The organism is Albidovulum salinarum, from assembly GCF_025673475.1.
Lineage (GTDB): Bacteria > Pseudomonadota > Alphaproteobacteria > Rhodobacterales > Rhodobacteraceae > Albidovulum > Albidovulum salinarum.
Window position 1 is genome coordinate 249377 of record NZ_JAOVQO010000003.1, and the last position, 14078, is coordinate 263454.

Below are 14078 nucleotides of genomic sequence, written 5' to 3' on the forward strand. Positions count from 1 at the left end.
TGGGGGCTGGCCCCCTTCCCGCTATCCGCCAAGCCGCTCCCGCGCGGTCTCGTCGATCTTCAGCACCATGTCGAGAACCAGCGCCGCCGGGTCGAGATTGACCGCCCGCGCATGCCGCGCCCGCGCGCCGAGGCTCTGGTGCAGCTCCGCCCAGGCCCGCGCGGCGCGGGCGTCCGGCGACAGCCGGGCGAAGAGCTGCGCCTCGCCCGGTGCAGCCTCGTCCCCCGTCGCCCCCAGAACGCCGGCGCGGGCGAGACGCGACAGGAACAGCTCCATCAGCGCGAGAAACAGCGCCAGCCGCTCCTCCGCCCCCCGCTGCGCCGCGCTTTCAGCGAGCCTCAGCGCCTGCGGCCGGTCGAGCCGCGGCAACGTCGCGAAGAGCGCGACGATGGCAGCGTAGGTCTCCAGCCCGTCGAGATTGGTGAGCCGGATCGCCTCGCCGACCGAGCCCCCCGCCAGCGCCGCGAGCGCCCCCGTGTCGCCCGCCTCCGCCCCCGCCGCCGCCATCGCCTCGGCGAGATCCTCCGGCGACAGCGGCGCGAGCCGCAGCTCCCGGCAGCGCGAGCGGATCGTCGGCAGAAGGCCCGAGGGCTGGTGGCTGATCAGCAGGAAGGTGACCGCGGCGGGCGGCTCCTCCAGCATCTTCAGAAGCGCGTTCGCGGCCGCGGTGTTCATCTCGTCGGCCGGATCGACGATCACCGCGCGGCGGCCGCCATCGGTCGCGGAGAGCTGCAGGAAGCTCTTCATCCGCCGCACCTCGTCGACCGTGATCACCGTCTTCAGCCGCTTCTTGTCCTCGTCCCAGGCGCGGCGCAGCGCGAAGAGCCGCGGCTCGGCCCCGGCCTGGAGCCGCCGCGCGACCGGGTGCTCCGGGGCGATGTCGAGCGTGTCGGGCGCCGGCGCGGGATCGCCGAAGAGCCCGCCCCCGGCCTCCTCCGGCGTCGCAAGAAGGAAGCGCGCGATGCGCCAGGCGAGCGTCGCCTTGCCGACCCCGCGCGGCCCGGTCAGGAGCCAGGCGTGGTGCAGCCGGCCGGTGCCGTAGGCGTCGAGAAACGCGGCCTCCGCAGCCTCCTGCCCGATGAGCCGCAGGGTATCGCGCGGATGCGGTGCCCCCTCGATCCGGTCGGGTTCCGGATGCCCCGTCTCGCTCATGCCAGCGCCTTCGTTGCGATCGCGGCGATCTCGGCCGCGACCGCCTCGGGCGCGCGATTGCCGTCGATCACATGGCAGCGACCCGGATATTCGGCGGCGAGCGCGAGAAAGCCCTGCCGCATCCGGCGCTGCAGATCGGCGCCGAAATCCTCGAACCGTTCCTCGGCCCCGTTGCGCCCCTTGGCGCGGGCCAGCCCAAGCTCGGGATCCATGTCGATGACGAAGGTCAGGTCCGGCTCGCGCCCGATCATCATCGCGTGAAGCTGATCGACCGTCGCCCGCAGGTCGCCGCGCGAGAGCCCCTGATACATCCGGGTGGAATCGGCGAAACGGTCGCAGATGACGATCTTGCCGGCGGCGAGCGCCGGCAAGATCGTCCGCTCCAGGTGATCGCGCCGCGCGGCGGTGAAGAGGAGAATCTCGGTCTCGGCCGACCAGCGGTCGGGATCGCCCTCGAGCACCAGCCGTCGGATCTCCTCCGCCCCCGGACTGCCGCCCGGTTCGCGGGTCAGAACCACGTCATGCCCCGCACCGCGCAGGTGATCGGCCAGAAGCCGCGCCTGGGTGGACTTGCCCGACCCGTCGATCCCCTCGAAGGTGATGAACATCCCGCCCGTCAGCTTCCGATCTCGGCCATGACCCGCTTGGCGAGAATGCCGAACGCGGTCTTGATCCGGGACGTGAAGCCGCCCTTCGCCACCGCGTTCTCGGCCACCAGAGGCACGGTCATCGGCGGAATGCCCGGCACCTCGATCACCATGTCGGCGAGTTTCTGTCCCGCTTCCACCGGCGCCTCGATGGGCCCCGTGTAAACGACGCTCGCACTCAGCTTGTCCTGCGCGAGCGAGGGCAGCAACAGCTGCAGGTCCTCGCCGACGACGAGACCGACGCGCGCGGAAGCGCCGAGCCAGACATCGGCGTCCGCAATCCGCGTGCCCTTGGCGGCTACCGTCTTCTGGACGAATTCGCGAAAGGCCCAGTTGGTAATCGCCTCGGCCTCCTGCGCGCGCTCGGCTTCGCTGGCCATCCCGGTGAGGACGAAGACGATGCGCCGGCCGTTCTCATGCACGGCCGAACCGACGAGGCCGTAGCCGGCCTCGGACGTATGGCCGGTCTTGAGGCCGTCGGCGGTCCAATCGCCGCTTCCGCTCGTTCGCAACATTGGATTGCGGTTGCGTGAATTCGCCGGCACCCGGTCCTTGTAGTTGTAGTCCGTCATGGCGAAATACGGATAAAACTCGGGGAACTCGGTGATCAGACGGGTGGCGATGAAGCCCAGATCGCGCGCACTCATCTTGTGGTTCGGGTCGGGCCAGCCCGAGGCATTCGCGAAGTGCGATTGCGTCATGCCCAGGTCTTGCGCGCGCTTCGTCATCAGCGAGGCGAAATTGCTCTCCGAGCCTGCCAGCCCTTCCGCAACGACAACGCAGGCGTCGTTACCGGAGTTGATGATGATCCCGTGGATCAGCTCTTCGATGGTGGGGCGATCGTCGGGCTTCACGAACATCTTCGATCCGCCCATCTTCCAGGCCTTGGTCGAGACAGAAAACGTCGTGTCCATCTTGGCGCGGCCATCCTTGAGCGCCTCGAACAGCATGTTCAGCGTCATCAGCTTCGACATAGACGCGGGCGGAAGCGGTTCATCCGCGTTCTTTTCCAGCAGCACCGTACCGGTCGTGATGTCATAGACCCAGGCCGCGCCCGCAAGCGTTTCGAAGGCACGGGCCGGCAGGGCGGCCATGAGACCGAGGATCAGGAAAGCGGCAAGACGGGTCATCACTAGGATCATGCTCCTTCCTTACTTCGACACCGGATAGGCGTCGGAATAGCCGAGCTTTTTGACCCGCGCGGTGAGGGCGTCGCGCTCGGCGACACTGGCCGCGGGGCCGACGAGGACGCGCCAGATCGGCTTTCCGTTGCTCGTGCCCGAGCGGGCCGATGCGGCCAGCCCGGCGGCCGTGAGCTGCTTGGCGGCACTGTTGGCATTCGCCTCGGTGCTGAAGATAGCGACCTGGACAAAGGGGCTTTTCGGCGCCGCCCCCGCGGCGGGCGCGGTGGCCGCCGCCGCCTTGGCCGCCGGTTCGGACTTGGCCGCCGCGGCGGGTTTGGCCGCGGCCTCGCTCTCGGCGCGGTCGATCGCCGCCTCGGCGGCGGCCGTGACCGGTTCAAGCTTGGACTGCTCGATGCTCGAGCCGCTCTTGACACCCGTGGCCGGTGCTTCCTCCGCGGTGGCGGCGGGCGCCTCGGGTTTCTTGCGGAACATCCCGAAAAGGCCGCCCGTCTTCGGCTCCGGCGCGGCTTCGGCCGCTGCCGCAGCTGCCGCCGCGGGCGCAGCCGCGCCCGTCGCCGCAGGCTTTGCGGCAGGCTTGGTGGCGGGCGGCTCGGCGGCTTTCGCCGGAACCGCGGCTTCCGGCGCCGCCGGCGGCGCCACCGGCACCTCCTTGGTACGAAGCGCAACCACGCTCAGCTTGGCCGGCTGGCCGGCGAGCATGCCAAGTGCATCGGCCGCATCGGACGAGACCTGCAGGCTCGGCCCCGGATTCTCGCGCTCGCGTCGGAACAGCGCGCCCACGACCGACTTGCCGTTGGCGGTATTGCGGATCATCACCCGTTCGGGATCGGTCACGGTCGAATGCGCCACCCAGACGCCGCCGAGCGAGGGGCGGCCGTCCCACAAGCCGTCGCCGGTCAGGTTGAAGACTTCCGGCGACTCGACATCGCGCTCGACCGCAGCCGCTTTTCCGATGACACCCGACGACGGTCCGGCACCCGAGTTCTGCCCCGTGTTCTGGCACCCCGCAAGCGCCAGCATGGTCGCGATCACCACGCAGCTTCTCGCCATCCCCAGCCTATTCATCCTCGCCCCCGATTACGCGCGAACTCTCCCGTCGCGCTTGGACTGCCCAGAAAAGAAGTACGGAGGATCCCCGAAGAAGACCGCCCGACCTTCACGCCCAACCCTATGCGCCTTTGCCGCGCTTGCGCCGGATTGTAGCGGCTCGCCGCAGGCAAGGAAAGGCCACCCATGTGTCCGGGCGGAAATCGGCGCGAGCCGCCTTTCAGAATCGTCCGGCCTCGGTTAGGCGTCGCCTCGGCAAGAGCGGTCCGGGCAGCTGCGCGACCCGCCAACGTGTCCCAGGCTGGACCGCCCCGGCGGCGCTGGACCGGGAAACGGGAAGCGGGTAGAAGCTCTACCGGTCATGCCTGCGGGATACGATCACGGCGATCGGGTTCCGGCATGATGACCAATGCGGATGAGTGGCCGAGCGGTTTAAGGCACTGGTCTTGAAAACCAGCGAACCGAAAGGTTCCGTGGGTTCGAATCCCACCTCATCCGCCAAATTTTCTAAATAACACTATTATTTTCAATGATTTGTAGATATGCAGTAGGCGTCAATCCCCCATTTTGACCGCCATTCCGATTCCGCATGGCCTTGGACGCGGCAATAAAATGTTGCGGTTTATGCCCGCCCAAAGCTCGCAACGGTCCCGAGCCAGCAGGTCACAGGGACTGAACCCACCCCTGGTCGTCCATAGTCACCCCGCCACTGATTTCCTCTGGTTGTTTTGGCCATGTCTGCAAGCCGTGCCAGTCCGCTTTGCGGACTAAGCTGTCGTGCGACCCATTAGCGCGAATGACACTGAACGGCCCTTTGCGGACCTTCTCCCCGTTTGCAGTATCCGCAGTGCGGCGTCGCCGGACCTGCCATTCGCTGCGGCCGCACAATCTCAAGAACGGCAAAGGCCAGCAGAGCGGACGAAGCGGAGGTCCAGAAAATTCGGAAATTTATCTTGTTTGGTGGATTTCGGAACGCCTTGGGTTTCCAGAAAATCCATCATGTATTTGCGAATGTGATCAGCGGCAACGACTCAAGTGTTTGCGTTTCGGTTTCCCCGGAAGCTCTTTGGTGAAGAGCCGGTCCACTCCCTGAACGCACGGCGAAAGCTTTTCGGCTCTTTGTATCCCAGCATATCGGCGATCCGTTCGACCGGAATGTCCGATTTCTGAAGCATTTCGCGTGCCTGCTCCTCGATGAGCATGGAGCGGATTGTCCTGTATGCCGTCCCTTCCGCCCTAAGGGCCCTCTGAAGTGACCTGGGGCCGATCGCAAGATGGGCCGCAACTTTGCTCTCGGAAAGCACACTTGTCGGAAGATGAGCGCGCATGATTTGCAAAACCGCGCCTTCGATGGACTGAACCGGCTCAACCCCCATGAGCGCACCCAGGTCCTTCAATGTAATAGTCTTCCGAGACTGCAAGGGGTGCGGGTTTCGCGTGTCAAGGTCGCTAAGCCGAAGCGCGACGGACGGTGACTGGGCTCCCGTCCTCACGGGTGCGCCGAACAGATCTGCAAGCTTTGACTTGTCGTCACCATTGCCATCGGGAAGTTCAAACCAATCGGGCTGCCAGTCCGTGCCGAGGAAATGCCTGGCCACCTTGGAAATAACGAACAGCGCCCCTTCGTCGAGGTGTCGGTGGCCGACGACCGAGAAGCCTTTCGAGTCTCGTCCGACGACAACGTGCGTGTCAGTCTGTCGGATCACGATTTCAGAGCCAGGATGCGTCAGCGACAACGCGCGTCGCCCGCGGTCAAGCGCAGATCGCAGATCCGGTGCGCCCAGCACGTAGTTCGCATAAGCTCCGTAGGCCAAGTAGTCGAAGGCCCGGCCAACCCTGGCACCCAGATGGCGATCGCCTATCATGCGGGCGACGGACTCCAGAATGACGGCCTCAGCGGCGTAGGAAACAAACCCGGTTCCTTCTGACAGCATCTTACGGTCGAGACCAGCCGTTCGGAGCGCACTCTCGACGACGTTTTTCGGGACGAAGCTGTCGAGAATGTCCACGACGTGCGCCAGTTCGATGATGTTGACCAACTTCTGTCTCATAGTGTCTCTTTGTCACAAAATGACCGGTGGCACTATGATAAAACGCCAGGGAAACGAAGACTTGAGAGGCGACTCATGAAAGGTAAACAATTGGCAAACAGCACATTTGTGTTTCCGACATTCCTGGCCGCGATCATCTCTGGTCCCGCTCACGCCCAGAACTTCGACGCCACAATGGAGCAACTTGCCGACAGCAGGGAAATCCCGGTCACGGTGGACAATTTTATCCGTGCCGCGACAGACATCGAGTTCGGCAAATATGTTGCCCTCGCCGGAGGGGTGAACAAGTTCTACCACTTCCGCGATATGATGCCCGTCGACAATCAGACGACCATCAGCGCGAACCGGGATACGCTCTACAGCACGGCGATCATCGATATCAGCGAGGGCGCCACCTTCACCCTTCCCGATGTCGGCGACCGCTACATGTCGGCGATGGTCATCAACCAGGATCACTACCTTAACAAGGTCTTCCACGGTGGCGGCACCTATACGCTCGATATGGACACGTTCGACACGCCCTATGTCGCCGTCTACCTGCGCGTGCTGCTGGATGCGAACGACCCGGCGGACCTGGCCGCCGTGCACGCGATCCAGGACCAGATGTCGATTGAGGCCGCCTCGTCCGAACCCTTCATCGTCCCGCCCTATGACGAAGAGAGCTACATGGGGCTCGTGAAGGCCGCCGTCGGTGTCGGCGCTTACCTCCCTGACAGTTTCCGCATGTTCGGCAAGAAGGAGGATGTCGATCCGGTGCGGCATTTCATCGGCACGGCCGGCGGTTGGGGCGGGTTGCCCGAGGACGAGGCGCTCTATCTCGGGATCGCGCCGAACCTGCCGGAGGGGAATACAAAATCGAGGTACCTGCAGAGGTTCCGGTCAAGGATTTCTGGTCGGTCAGCCTCTATGATGCGAACCGCTATTTCGCGCCGAACGCACTTGGTGCTTATGTCATCAATTCCGTCAGCGGGACGTACAATGAGGACGGCAGCATGACCGTTCACCTGGGCGGCTGCGAGGACGGGCGCGTGAATTGCTTACCGCTCTTCGAGGGGTGGCAATACACCGTGCGGCTCTATCGAGCGGCGCCGGAGGTGTTGGACGGAAGCTGGACCTTCCCGGGCGTCGAGCCCGCGAATTGACAGAAAGGACAGAGAACATGCGAAATCTCCTTCTTGCCGTTGCGCTCTTCGCATCCGCGCCCGTCCTCGCCGAGGACATCACGATCCAGAACCTCATGCGCGCCGAGAGCGACACGATGTTCCGGCTCTCCATGAAGAACAACGGAACTGGTGTCGGCGAGATCGCCCATGAGCGCGAAGTAACCTCCGCCGACAAGCCGCAGCCGATCATCCGACCCAACCAGGACACCTTGTATTCGGCCGCCATCATCGACCTGTCCGAGCCGGTGACGGTGACGCTGCCCGAGGGCGACGGGCGGTTCCAGTCGGTGCTGGTGATCAGCCAAGACCACTACAACTTCGCCTATGCCGAACCAGGTGCCTATGAACTGACCGAGGACGAGGTCGGAACCCGTTTCGCGATGCTCCTGTTCCGCACCTTTGTTGACGCGGGCGATCCCGACGATGCCGCGCGCGCTCATGCCGTGCAGGACGGAATACGCCTCGAAGGCGGCGGAACTGGCCCCTTCGAGGCGCCGGACTGGGACCTTGAAAACCTTGCAGCAGCGCGGAAGGCGGTCAGTGACCTTGCCGCTGCCGTCGGCCTCGATGCCAGCATCGCCTTTGGCCGTCGCGACGAGGTGGACCCGCTTGGCCATCTGATCGGGATGGCGGGCTGGGCGGGGCAACCGGCCACGACGGCCAGTGCTTTTGTCGACGCCGTCGACAAGAATGACGGCGAGACCCCCCACGCCGTAACGCTGCAGGACGTGCCGGTGGACGCGTTTTGGTCGATCACCGTTTACGACGCCGACGGCTTCCTCGCGCCCAACGATCTGGGGCGGAACAGCTACAACAACACCTCGGCCACCCCGAATGAGGACGGCTCCTACACCATCCATTTCGGTGGCTGCGATGACGGCCGGATCAACTGCATCCCCCTCACACCGGGCTGGAACTACACGGTCCGGCTCTACCAGCCGCGCGCCGAAATCCTCGACGGCAGCTGGACCTTCCCGGATGTCCTGCCCGTAGACTGATGACGCCACGGCCCGCGCACCGCGCGGGCCGACCGACGAGAGGAAAGAGCCTTCGATGTTGACAAAGCCACCTGTCCAAACGGCCAGTTGCGCCGTCTTCCTGGCGTTTTCCTTGGCGAACGCTGCAATAGCCGAGGACAAGCCGCGCCTCATCCTCCAGATCACTGTTGATCAGCTGCGCGGCGACCTGCCGTTCCGCCACTACGACCAATTCGGGCCGGGCGGATTCCGCTATCTGATGGATCAGGGCGTCTATTACGACGACGCCCACCACGCCCACGCCAATACCGAAACCGTCGTCGGCCACACCACGCTGGCCACCGGCGCGCATCCGGCGGCCCATGGCATGGTCGGCAACCTCTGGTTCGACCGCGCCACCGGGCGCACCATCTACAATGTCGAGGACGCCGACTATCCACTCCTCACCCGGGGCGCTGACGTGAACCCCGATACTGAGGTCGACCCCACCCAGCTTGCCGCCAGTTCCGATGGCCGCTCGCCCCGCGCCATCCTGACCACCACCTTCTCCGATGAACTGACCATCGCCACCCAGGGCCGCGCCAAGGTCTTTGGCGTCTCGGTCAAGGATCGTGGCGCCGTCTCGATGGCGGGTCACACCGGCAAGGCGTTCTGGTTCTCAAAATCCGCCGGGGAATTCGTCACCTCCAGCTATTACTACGACAGCTACCCTGACTGGGTGACCGATTGGAACGCCAAGGATTTTCTGCAAAACTATCTCGGCACCTCGTGGGAGCTGATCCATCCCATCGACAGCTACCTCTTTGGAGACCGCGACGATCAGGAATGGGAAACCGACCTTGCCGGTTTCGGGCGCACCTTCCCGCACCCCTATTCGACTGTCGATCCGCTGTCGTGGAAGAACGATCCCTACTTCCCCACGCTCCTCACCTTCAGCCCTGCCGGGGACGAGATCACCGCCGATTTCGCCAAGACCCTGATCACCGCCGAGGGCCTGGGTCAGGATGATGTCACGGATTATCTCTCGGTCAGCTTCTCGGCGACCGATTACGTTGGCCACGGCTTCGGCCCCTCCAGCCTCGAGGCCGAGGAGAACCTGCTACGGCTCGACCGTACCCTGGCCGATCTCTTTGCTTTCATCGACGCCGAAATCGGGCTTGAGAACACCCTGATCGCGCTCTCCGCCGATCACGGCACACCCGAGGCACCGGGATACCTGGCCGAGTTGGGAGAGATGGGCGGCTACGTCAACCCCGAGCACTGGGCGACCCAGCCCGCCGCCGATCGCATCCGCGCGCGCTTTGGCCTTAGCGATCCGCTGATTGCGGGCTATGACCACCCCTACCTCACCCTCTCGGAAGAGGTGCACAGTCGCGACGACATCGACCTTGTCGCGCTGGAAACCGCCATCGCCGAAGAACTGTCGGCCTTCGAAGGTATCGCCTTCGCCGTGCCTTCGTCCCGTATTCGCATCGGCGCCCTGCCGGACAATGCGCTGATGCGGGCGGTGGCCAACAACTACAATCCCGACCGGTCGGGCGACATCTATCTGGTGACCAGTCCCGGCTGGTTCATCAACGATTTCGACGGTCTCTCAGTCACGGTCACCCACGGCTCGCCCTGGCGCTATGACACCCATGTGCCCATCGCCTTTGCCGGTTTCGGCCTCGCGCCGCAACGCGTCTCGCGCCGGGTGCACACGGTCGACGTGGCGCCGACGCTCTCCGCGGTCGCAGACACGCGCCCACCCGACGGCGCCGCCGGGGAGGTGCTGGGGGAAGTCATGGGGTACTAGGCGCCCCGCGGCGATGCAAAGCGGAGACAGTGATTGGGTCGGATTGAATGTCGGCTTCCAGCTTCTCGGCCTGACGGGTTCGCGGTAGCAGAAAAGGACCGCTTCCCACCCATCGCGACAGTTTCTGCGGATTGTGCCAATGGCTAGTCTGGGCTCGAAGCGGACCAACAGGTTTCGAAACATGGCCATTATTCTGGTGCTGCCCGCTCGGCCCGCCACCGCGCCCAGCGCAATCGTTGGGCCTCGGCAATCCGGGCGACGCCCTTTGGCGTTCTCGGCCCCGTGCTCTTGCCCCCGTGAAACCGGCACCGCTTCCGGCCCGGCTCAGACTTCGCTCTGCACGGCGTACCCTTGCGCGTCTTGGCGCCGCAGATGACGCGGCGGTTAACCATCCGGCGCAGCCGTCGCCGCAGCGCCCCCGCGAAATAATGGTCTATGGCGGCAAGCTCCGCCTCGCGGTCTAAGACCCCATATCGCACGCGTGCGTAGTGGTGCGGGGAAACGCGCCAGCCGAACGCCCGCGCGATTGCCTGGACGGCATGGGCGAGTGGATCGATTTCCGCTTGCCCTTCCCAATACTGCACCGAGCGATGATGCAGCCCGGCGCGGCGGGCCAGGTCGCGCTGGCTCCACCCCCGTTCGAGCCGTTCCCGTTTCAAGTCATCGCCTGTCATGCGTGCCTCGCCTTTGCATTGAACCTCGCCCGCTCTGCCTATGGCTAGATGTAGATATGTCCCAACTATCCGGACAGGCTCGCGGCCGAATTGGCCGAAAGCGTGCGGAAATCTCGGACGGTTGAAGCACCAGACGCCCCGTTGACGCCGGTACCGTCCGAATTTTCAGGACGGGGCGTGCGAGATTTTCGGACGGGGTTCTGTTTTTCCTCCTGCCAGCGCATGAAGGATTTGGTCGCGGGTTTGCCATCTCGCGTCGGTTCCTCCTCCAGCGCCCACTTGGCCGCCTTGCCGATGCCGGACGGGCCAAGATGCCCGCCCTCCGTCAACCGGATGAAGCCGCGCTCGACAAGGTCTCGAAACGCGGCGTGCGCCGTGTCCTTGCTCACGTTGAGCGCCCGTGCCGCATCCCGCACAGAGAGGAAGATGTCGCCGTTGTTCGCGCCGTTGAAGCGGCGGCGAAGTTCGATGTAGAGCGCGCGCGGCGTCGGCTTCATCGTCGCCCAGGCTTCGCTCGATTGCAGATACTCGGCCAACTGCACATGCCTGCCGGTGCCGCGCTTGCCGTGCTTGTAGGGTTTCTTCGTCACGCCTGCGTCCCCCGCTTTATGCGCTCGGGCAGAGCGTCCAGTTCCTCGCAGGCGCTCCCGGTTTTTGCGTGCCACAGCCGCACAAGGGCCGCTCGGGTGGTGAAGTAGCCCAGCGCCCGCCATCGCGGCGCAGCACGGCCCCGGACGGGGGCCATGCGCTTTTGCAGTATCCACTGAATGCCATCCCGGCAGAGAATGACGCGGAAGCCGTCGCGGCGAACGATTACGCCATGATAGAGGTCGGCGGTTTCCCGATGGTCAGCTTCCATGCTGGATTCACGAGATGAATCCCCCACCCGATTTGCGCAACGGAGCCGAATGCCCCACCTCGGTGCCGGACCGGTTATGGCAACGGCATCGGAGTCTATGGGCTACGTTTCTGTAGACTTGCGGTCGTTAGCGCTCACCAGATATGGGGTTTGGAAATACTTATGCAGTAACAGCACTGGAAATTTGGCCGTCGGAATTGGACAGTGTCAATGGCCTCAGGATGGCCGGTGATATTGGGAAACGGCAATGGCATGGAATTGGGAACAGATTACCGCAGTTGCCACTGTACTGGGTGTGCTTGGCGGTTTGATCTCGGTTGGCTTCGTTGTCTACGAGGTTCGGCGCAACGCAGATGCGATAGAGGGCGCGACGGTTCAGGGCCTGATGTCGCTCGAAGTTCAAGTTTTCTCAATTCTGGCCGAGCACTCGAGCGTCTATGAGCGAGGCGCCGCCGACTTGGCGAGCCTGACTTCCGGCGAACACTTCCTTTTCAACAGGCTGGTCGGCTGCAAATTATCACTTCTGAACAGTGCTTTCGTCCAGTACGAGCAACAGCTCATCGATGAAGACGTTTGGTCGGCCTATGTGAGGGCATTTCAAGAGGATACCGAGTCGCCGGGCTTTCTGACAACCTGGCGCGCAATCGAAGACAGGTATCCGGAAGACTTTCGTGAGAACCTTAAAGCGCACACGCGCCCCCCCGAACGGCCGGCGGTCGCTTGATCGCGCGTCACGAGTTACTCGCCTCTTGGAAAGCGTTTGCCTTCCTTTAGCACGTTCAGGTCCATGTGGTTGCGCATCTAGCGTTCCGAGGGGTCCTGTCAGAGAAACGTGGTTTGAGGTGTGACAAGACAGTGGCTATGTCCCAATTATCCGGACAGGCTCGCCGCCGAATTGGCCGAAAGCGTGCGGAAATCTCGGACGGTTGAAGCGCCAGACGCCCCGTTGACGCCGGTACCGTCCGAATTTTCAGGACGGGGCGTGCGAGATTTTCGGACGGGGTTCTGTTTTTCCTCCTGCCAGCGCATGAAGGATTTGGTCGCGGGTTTGCCATCCCGCGTCGGTTCCTCCTCCAACGCCCACTTCGCCGCCTTGCCGATGCCGGACGGGCCGAGATGCCCGCCCTCCGTCAACCGGATGAAGCCGCGCTCGACAAGGTCTCGAAACGCGGCGTGCGCCGTGTCCTTGCTCACGTTCAGCGCCCGTGCTGCATCCCGCACCGAAAGGAAGATGTCGCCGTTGTTCGCGCCGTTGAAGCGGCGGCGAAGCTCGACGTAGAGCGCGCGCGGCGTCGGCTTCATCGCCGCCCAGGCTTCGCTCGATTGCAGATACTCGGCCAACTGCACATGCCTGCCGGTGCCGCGCTTGCCGTGCTTGTAGGGTTTCTTCGTCACGCGCACGCCCCCCGCTTGATGCGCTCGGGCAGAGCGTCCAGATCCGAGCACGCGGCCCCGGTTTTTGCGTGCCACAGCCGCACAAGGGCCGCTCGGGTGGTGAAGTAGCCCAGCGCCCGCCATCGCGGCGCAGCACGGCCCCGGACGGGGGCCATGCGCTTCTGAGGTATCCACTGAATGCCGTCCCGGCAGAGGATGACGCGGAAGCCGTCGCGGCGGGCGATTTCGCCGTGATAGCGGTCGGCGGTTTCCCGATGGTCAAGGCTCGCCGTCATTCCGAGCCATCCCCATAGGCAAGGAGCGCGACAAGCGTTGCCTACGTGAGCGACAGTCCGAACGCATGGCGAAGCCGGGCGATGCGAAGCGCCATCATTCCGCGCCCCCTTCCTCAGCCAGCCGCGCCGCAGATCGGGGAAACCGCAGCTGCGCTGCCGTCGTGCCGGGGCGCAGCCGGTAATAGGCCACGCATTCCGGCGGCGTTGCTGCAAAAGCCGCGGCCTGGGCGTGATGCCCCTTTCCCGTTGAGCTCAGGCGACGCGCTCGATCTCGGCTTGGCCGAGTGCGTTGAAGCGGTTCATGAGGGCAATGCGGATGTGGATTTTGGCGGTCTGGCGGTCGGGGTCTCGTGATGCGATCCTCTCGCCGAAGGATTTGAGGCCGCGCAGGTTCAGCGCCACAGGTTCGAGCGAACCTGCGAGGGCATCTTCGCCTCGATCCGACTTCGGATGTGATAGCCAGACCAATGCTTCCAAATCGCTCGCCCGAAGCGTCTGGTCGCCCGGAGGATTTCATTGCGCGCCTTTGCGGCAGGGCAGTCCTCCTTCCAAAAGCGCCCGTTCTTGCGGATGGGTATAACAGCGGTGCCGCCACGCGCGAGGATCGCGGAGTGGCAGCGGCGGGTGTCGAAAGCCCCATCGCCGATCACCGTGCCGATCGGTTGATCCGGCGGGATCTGGCCGAGCAGGTCAGGAAGGACGGGGCTGTCGCCTTCGCGGCTTGAGGTGAATTCCACGGCCCGGGTGTCGCCGGTGGCCGTGTCAATCGCCAGATGGATCTTCTGTGGTTGCCGCCCGCGGTGCAAGACGTTTCTGATCCAGTAGGCAGGTGCTCGAAGTGCGGTCTTCTGTCAGGCCTGTATGTGCGGCCCTTCATTGCCGCTGGCCGGGATGGTGA

At 64.3% G+C, this 14078-nt stretch carries 14 protein-coding genes, 1 tRNA gene and 2 pseudogenes; 6 read left to right on the plus strand and 11 right to left on the minus strand.

What is annotated here, in order from left to right; genetic code table 11:
• Nucleotides 1–21 precede the first annotated feature (21 nt).
• Genes OEZ60_RS04735 through OEZ60_RS04750 form a run of 4 tightly spaced genes read right to left on the minus strand, consistent with a single transcriptional unit; the run spans nucleotide 22 to nucleotide 4009 of the window.
• Complete coding sequence (locus tag OEZ60_RS04735) at nucleotides 22–1152, minus strand: DNA polymerase III subunit delta' (protein ID WP_263333723.1); 1131 nt, start codon at nucleotides 1150–1152, stop codon at nucleotides 22–24.
• Complete coding sequence (gene tmk, locus OEZ60_RS04740; protein WP_263333725.1) at nucleotides 1149–1760, minus strand: dTMP kinase; 612 nt, start codon at nucleotides 1758–1760, stop codon at nucleotides 1149–1151. The genes OEZ60_RS04735 and tmk overlap by 4 nt, the downstream gene beginning before the upstream one ends.
• Before the next feature lie 8 nt (nucleotides 1761–1768).
• Entirely contained in the window at nucleotides 1769–2893 is a 1125-nt protein-coding gene (locus OEZ60_RS04745) for a D-alanyl-D-alanine carboxypeptidase family protein (RefSeq protein ID WP_263333727.1), read from the minus strand.
• 57 nt (nucleotides 2894–2950) lie between these two features.
• Complete coding sequence (locus OEZ60_RS04750) at nucleotides 2951–4009, minus strand: SPOR domain-containing protein (RefSeq protein WP_263333729.1); 1059 nt, start codon at nucleotides 4007–4009, stop codon at nucleotides 2951–2953.
• Nucleotides 4010–4404: 395 nt separating this feature from the next.
• Here OEZ60_RS04750 and OEZ60_RS04755 point away from each other — a divergent pair.
• Nucleotides 4405–4492, plus strand: a tRNA-Ser gene (locus tag OEZ60_RS04755).
• Nucleotides 4493–5022: 530 nt separating this feature from the next.
• Here the strand turns inward: OEZ60_RS04755 and OEZ60_RS04760 are convergent.
• Nucleotides 5023–6030 carry an AraC family transcriptional regulator gene (locus tag OEZ60_RS04760; RefSeq protein ID WP_263333731.1) on the minus strand — a complete coding sequence of 336 codons (1008 nt, stop codon included), beginning with the start codon at nucleotides 6028–6030 and terminating at the stop codon, nucleotides 5023–5025.
• A 186-nt stretch (nucleotides 6031–6216) separates the two neighbouring features.
• Between OEZ60_RS04760 and OEZ60_RS04765 the strand changes: the two are divergent.
• From OEZ60_RS04765 to OEZ60_RS04780, 4 genes and pseudogenes are all read left to right on the plus strand, one after another.
• A pseudogene (locus OEZ60_RS04765) lies at nucleotides 6217–6645 on the plus strand (DUF1254 domain-containing protein); the annotation flags it as partial.
• A 179-nt stretch (nucleotides 6646–6824) separates the two neighbouring features.
• Nucleotides 6825–7184: a DUF1214 domain-containing protein gene (locus tag OEZ60_RS04770; protein ID WP_263333733.1), complete on the plus strand. Its 360-nt coding sequence runs from the start codon at nucleotides 6825–6827 to the stop codon at nucleotides 7182–7184.
• 17 nt (nucleotides 7185–7201) lie between these two features.
• Nucleotides 7202–8203 (plus strand): DUF1214 domain-containing protein, encoded by a 1002-nt coding sequence (locus tag OEZ60_RS04775; RefSeq protein ID WP_263333735.1) that lies wholly within the window; start codon nucleotides 7202–7204, stop codon nucleotides 8201–8203.
• Between the two features lie 112 nt (nucleotides 8204–8315).
• On the plus strand, nucleotides 8316–9977 hold the full coding sequence (locus OEZ60_RS04780) for an alkaline phosphatase family protein (RefSeq protein WP_263333737.1): 1662 nt from the start codon (nucleotides 8316–8318) through the stop codon (nucleotides 9975–9977).
• Between the two features lie 188 nt (nucleotides 9978–10165).
• Here OEZ60_RS04780 and OEZ60_RS04785 read toward each other — a convergent pair whose 3' ends face one another.
• The 3 genes from OEZ60_RS04785 to OEZ60_RS04795 form a co-directional block, all read right to left on the minus strand.
• A complete protein-coding gene (locus tag OEZ60_RS04785) occupies nucleotides 10166–10651 on the minus strand; it encodes a helix-turn-helix domain-containing protein (protein ID WP_263333739.1) in 486 nt (161 codons plus the stop codon).
• A gap of 65 nt (nucleotides 10652–10716) precedes the next feature.
• Entirely contained in the window at nucleotides 10717–11241 is a 525-nt protein-coding gene (locus tag OEZ60_RS04790) for a helix-turn-helix domain-containing protein (RefSeq protein ID WP_263333741.1), read from the minus strand.
• On the minus strand, nucleotides 11238–11510 hold the full coding sequence (locus OEZ60_RS04795) for a hypothetical protein (protein WP_263333743.1): 273 nt from the start codon (nucleotides 11508–11510) through the stop codon (nucleotides 11238–11240). The genes OEZ60_RS04790 and OEZ60_RS04795 overlap by 4 nt, the downstream gene beginning before the upstream one ends.
• Before the next feature lie 247 nt (nucleotides 11511–11757).
• On the opposite strand from OEZ60_RS04795, the gene OEZ60_RS04800 reads away from it, so the two are divergent.
• The gene (locus OEZ60_RS04800) at nucleotides 11758–12234 is read left to right on the plus strand and encodes a hypothetical protein (protein ID WP_263333745.1); all 477 of its coding nucleotides are present in this window, start codon (nucleotides 11758–11760) and stop codon (nucleotides 12232–12234) included.
• 146 nt (nucleotides 12235–12380) lie between these two features.
• Here the strand turns inward: OEZ60_RS04800 and OEZ60_RS04805 are convergent, their stop codons facing one another.
• The 3 genes and pseudogenes from OEZ60_RS04805 to OEZ60_RS04815 form a co-directional block, all read right to left on the minus strand.
• Nucleotides 12381–12857 (minus strand): helix-turn-helix domain-containing protein, encoded by a 477-nt coding sequence (locus OEZ60_RS04805; protein ID WP_263333766.1) that lies wholly within the window; start codon nucleotides 12855–12857, stop codon nucleotides 12381–12383.
• Nucleotides 12858–12901: 44 nt separating this feature from the next.
• Entirely contained in the window at nucleotides 12902–13180 is a 279-nt protein-coding gene (locus tag OEZ60_RS04810; protein ID WP_263333746.1) for a hypothetical protein, read from the minus strand.
• A 252-nt stretch (nucleotides 13181–13432) separates the two neighbouring features.
• Nucleotides 13433–13980: pseudogene (locus tag OEZ60_RS04815) on the minus strand (IS5 family transposase); the annotation flags it as partial.
• Nucleotides 13981–14078: the final 98 nt, after the last annotated feature.

What these genes read in the sequence shown, in the direction of transcription:
- OEZ60_RS04785 (WP_263333739.1), bottom strand. Translation starts at nt 10,651, where the DNA reads ATGACAGGCGATGACTTGAAACGGGAACGGCTCGAACGGGGGTGGAGC.
- OEZ60_RS04795 (WP_263333743.1), bottom strand. Translation starts at nt 11,510, where the DNA reads ATGGAAGCTGACCATCGGGAAACCGCCGACCTCTATCATGGCGTAATC.
- OEZ60_RS04810 (WP_263333746.1), bottom strand. Translation starts at nt 13,180, where the DNA reads ATGACGGCGAGCCTTGACCATCGGGAAACCGCCGACCGCTATCACGGC.
- OEZ60_RS04775 (WP_263333735.1), top strand. Translation starts at nt 7,202, where the DNA reads ATGCGAAATCTCCTTCTTGCCGTTGCGCTCTTCGCATCCGCGCCCGTC.
- OEZ60_RS04800 (WP_263333745.1), top strand. Translation starts at nt 11,758, where the DNA reads ATGGCATGGAATTGGGAACAGATTACCGCAGTTGCCACTGTACTGGGT.
- OEZ60_RS04745 (WP_263333727.1), bottom strand. Translation starts at nt 2,893, where the DNA reads ATGGCCGCCCTGCCGGCCCGTGCCTTCGAAACGCTTGCGGGCGCGGCC.
- OEZ60_RS04735 (WP_263333723.1), bottom strand. Translation starts at nt 1,152, where the DNA reads ATGAGCGAGACGGGGCATCCGGAACCCGACCGGATCGAGGGGGCACCG.
- tmk (WP_263333725.1), bottom strand. Translation starts at nt 1,760, where the DNA reads ATGTTCATCACCTTCGAGGGGATCGACGGGTCGGGCAAGTCCACCCAG.
- OEZ60_RS04750 (WP_263333729.1), bottom strand. Translation starts at nt 4,009, where the DNA reads ATGAATAGGCTGGGGATGGCGAGAAGCTGCGTGGTGATCGCGACCATG.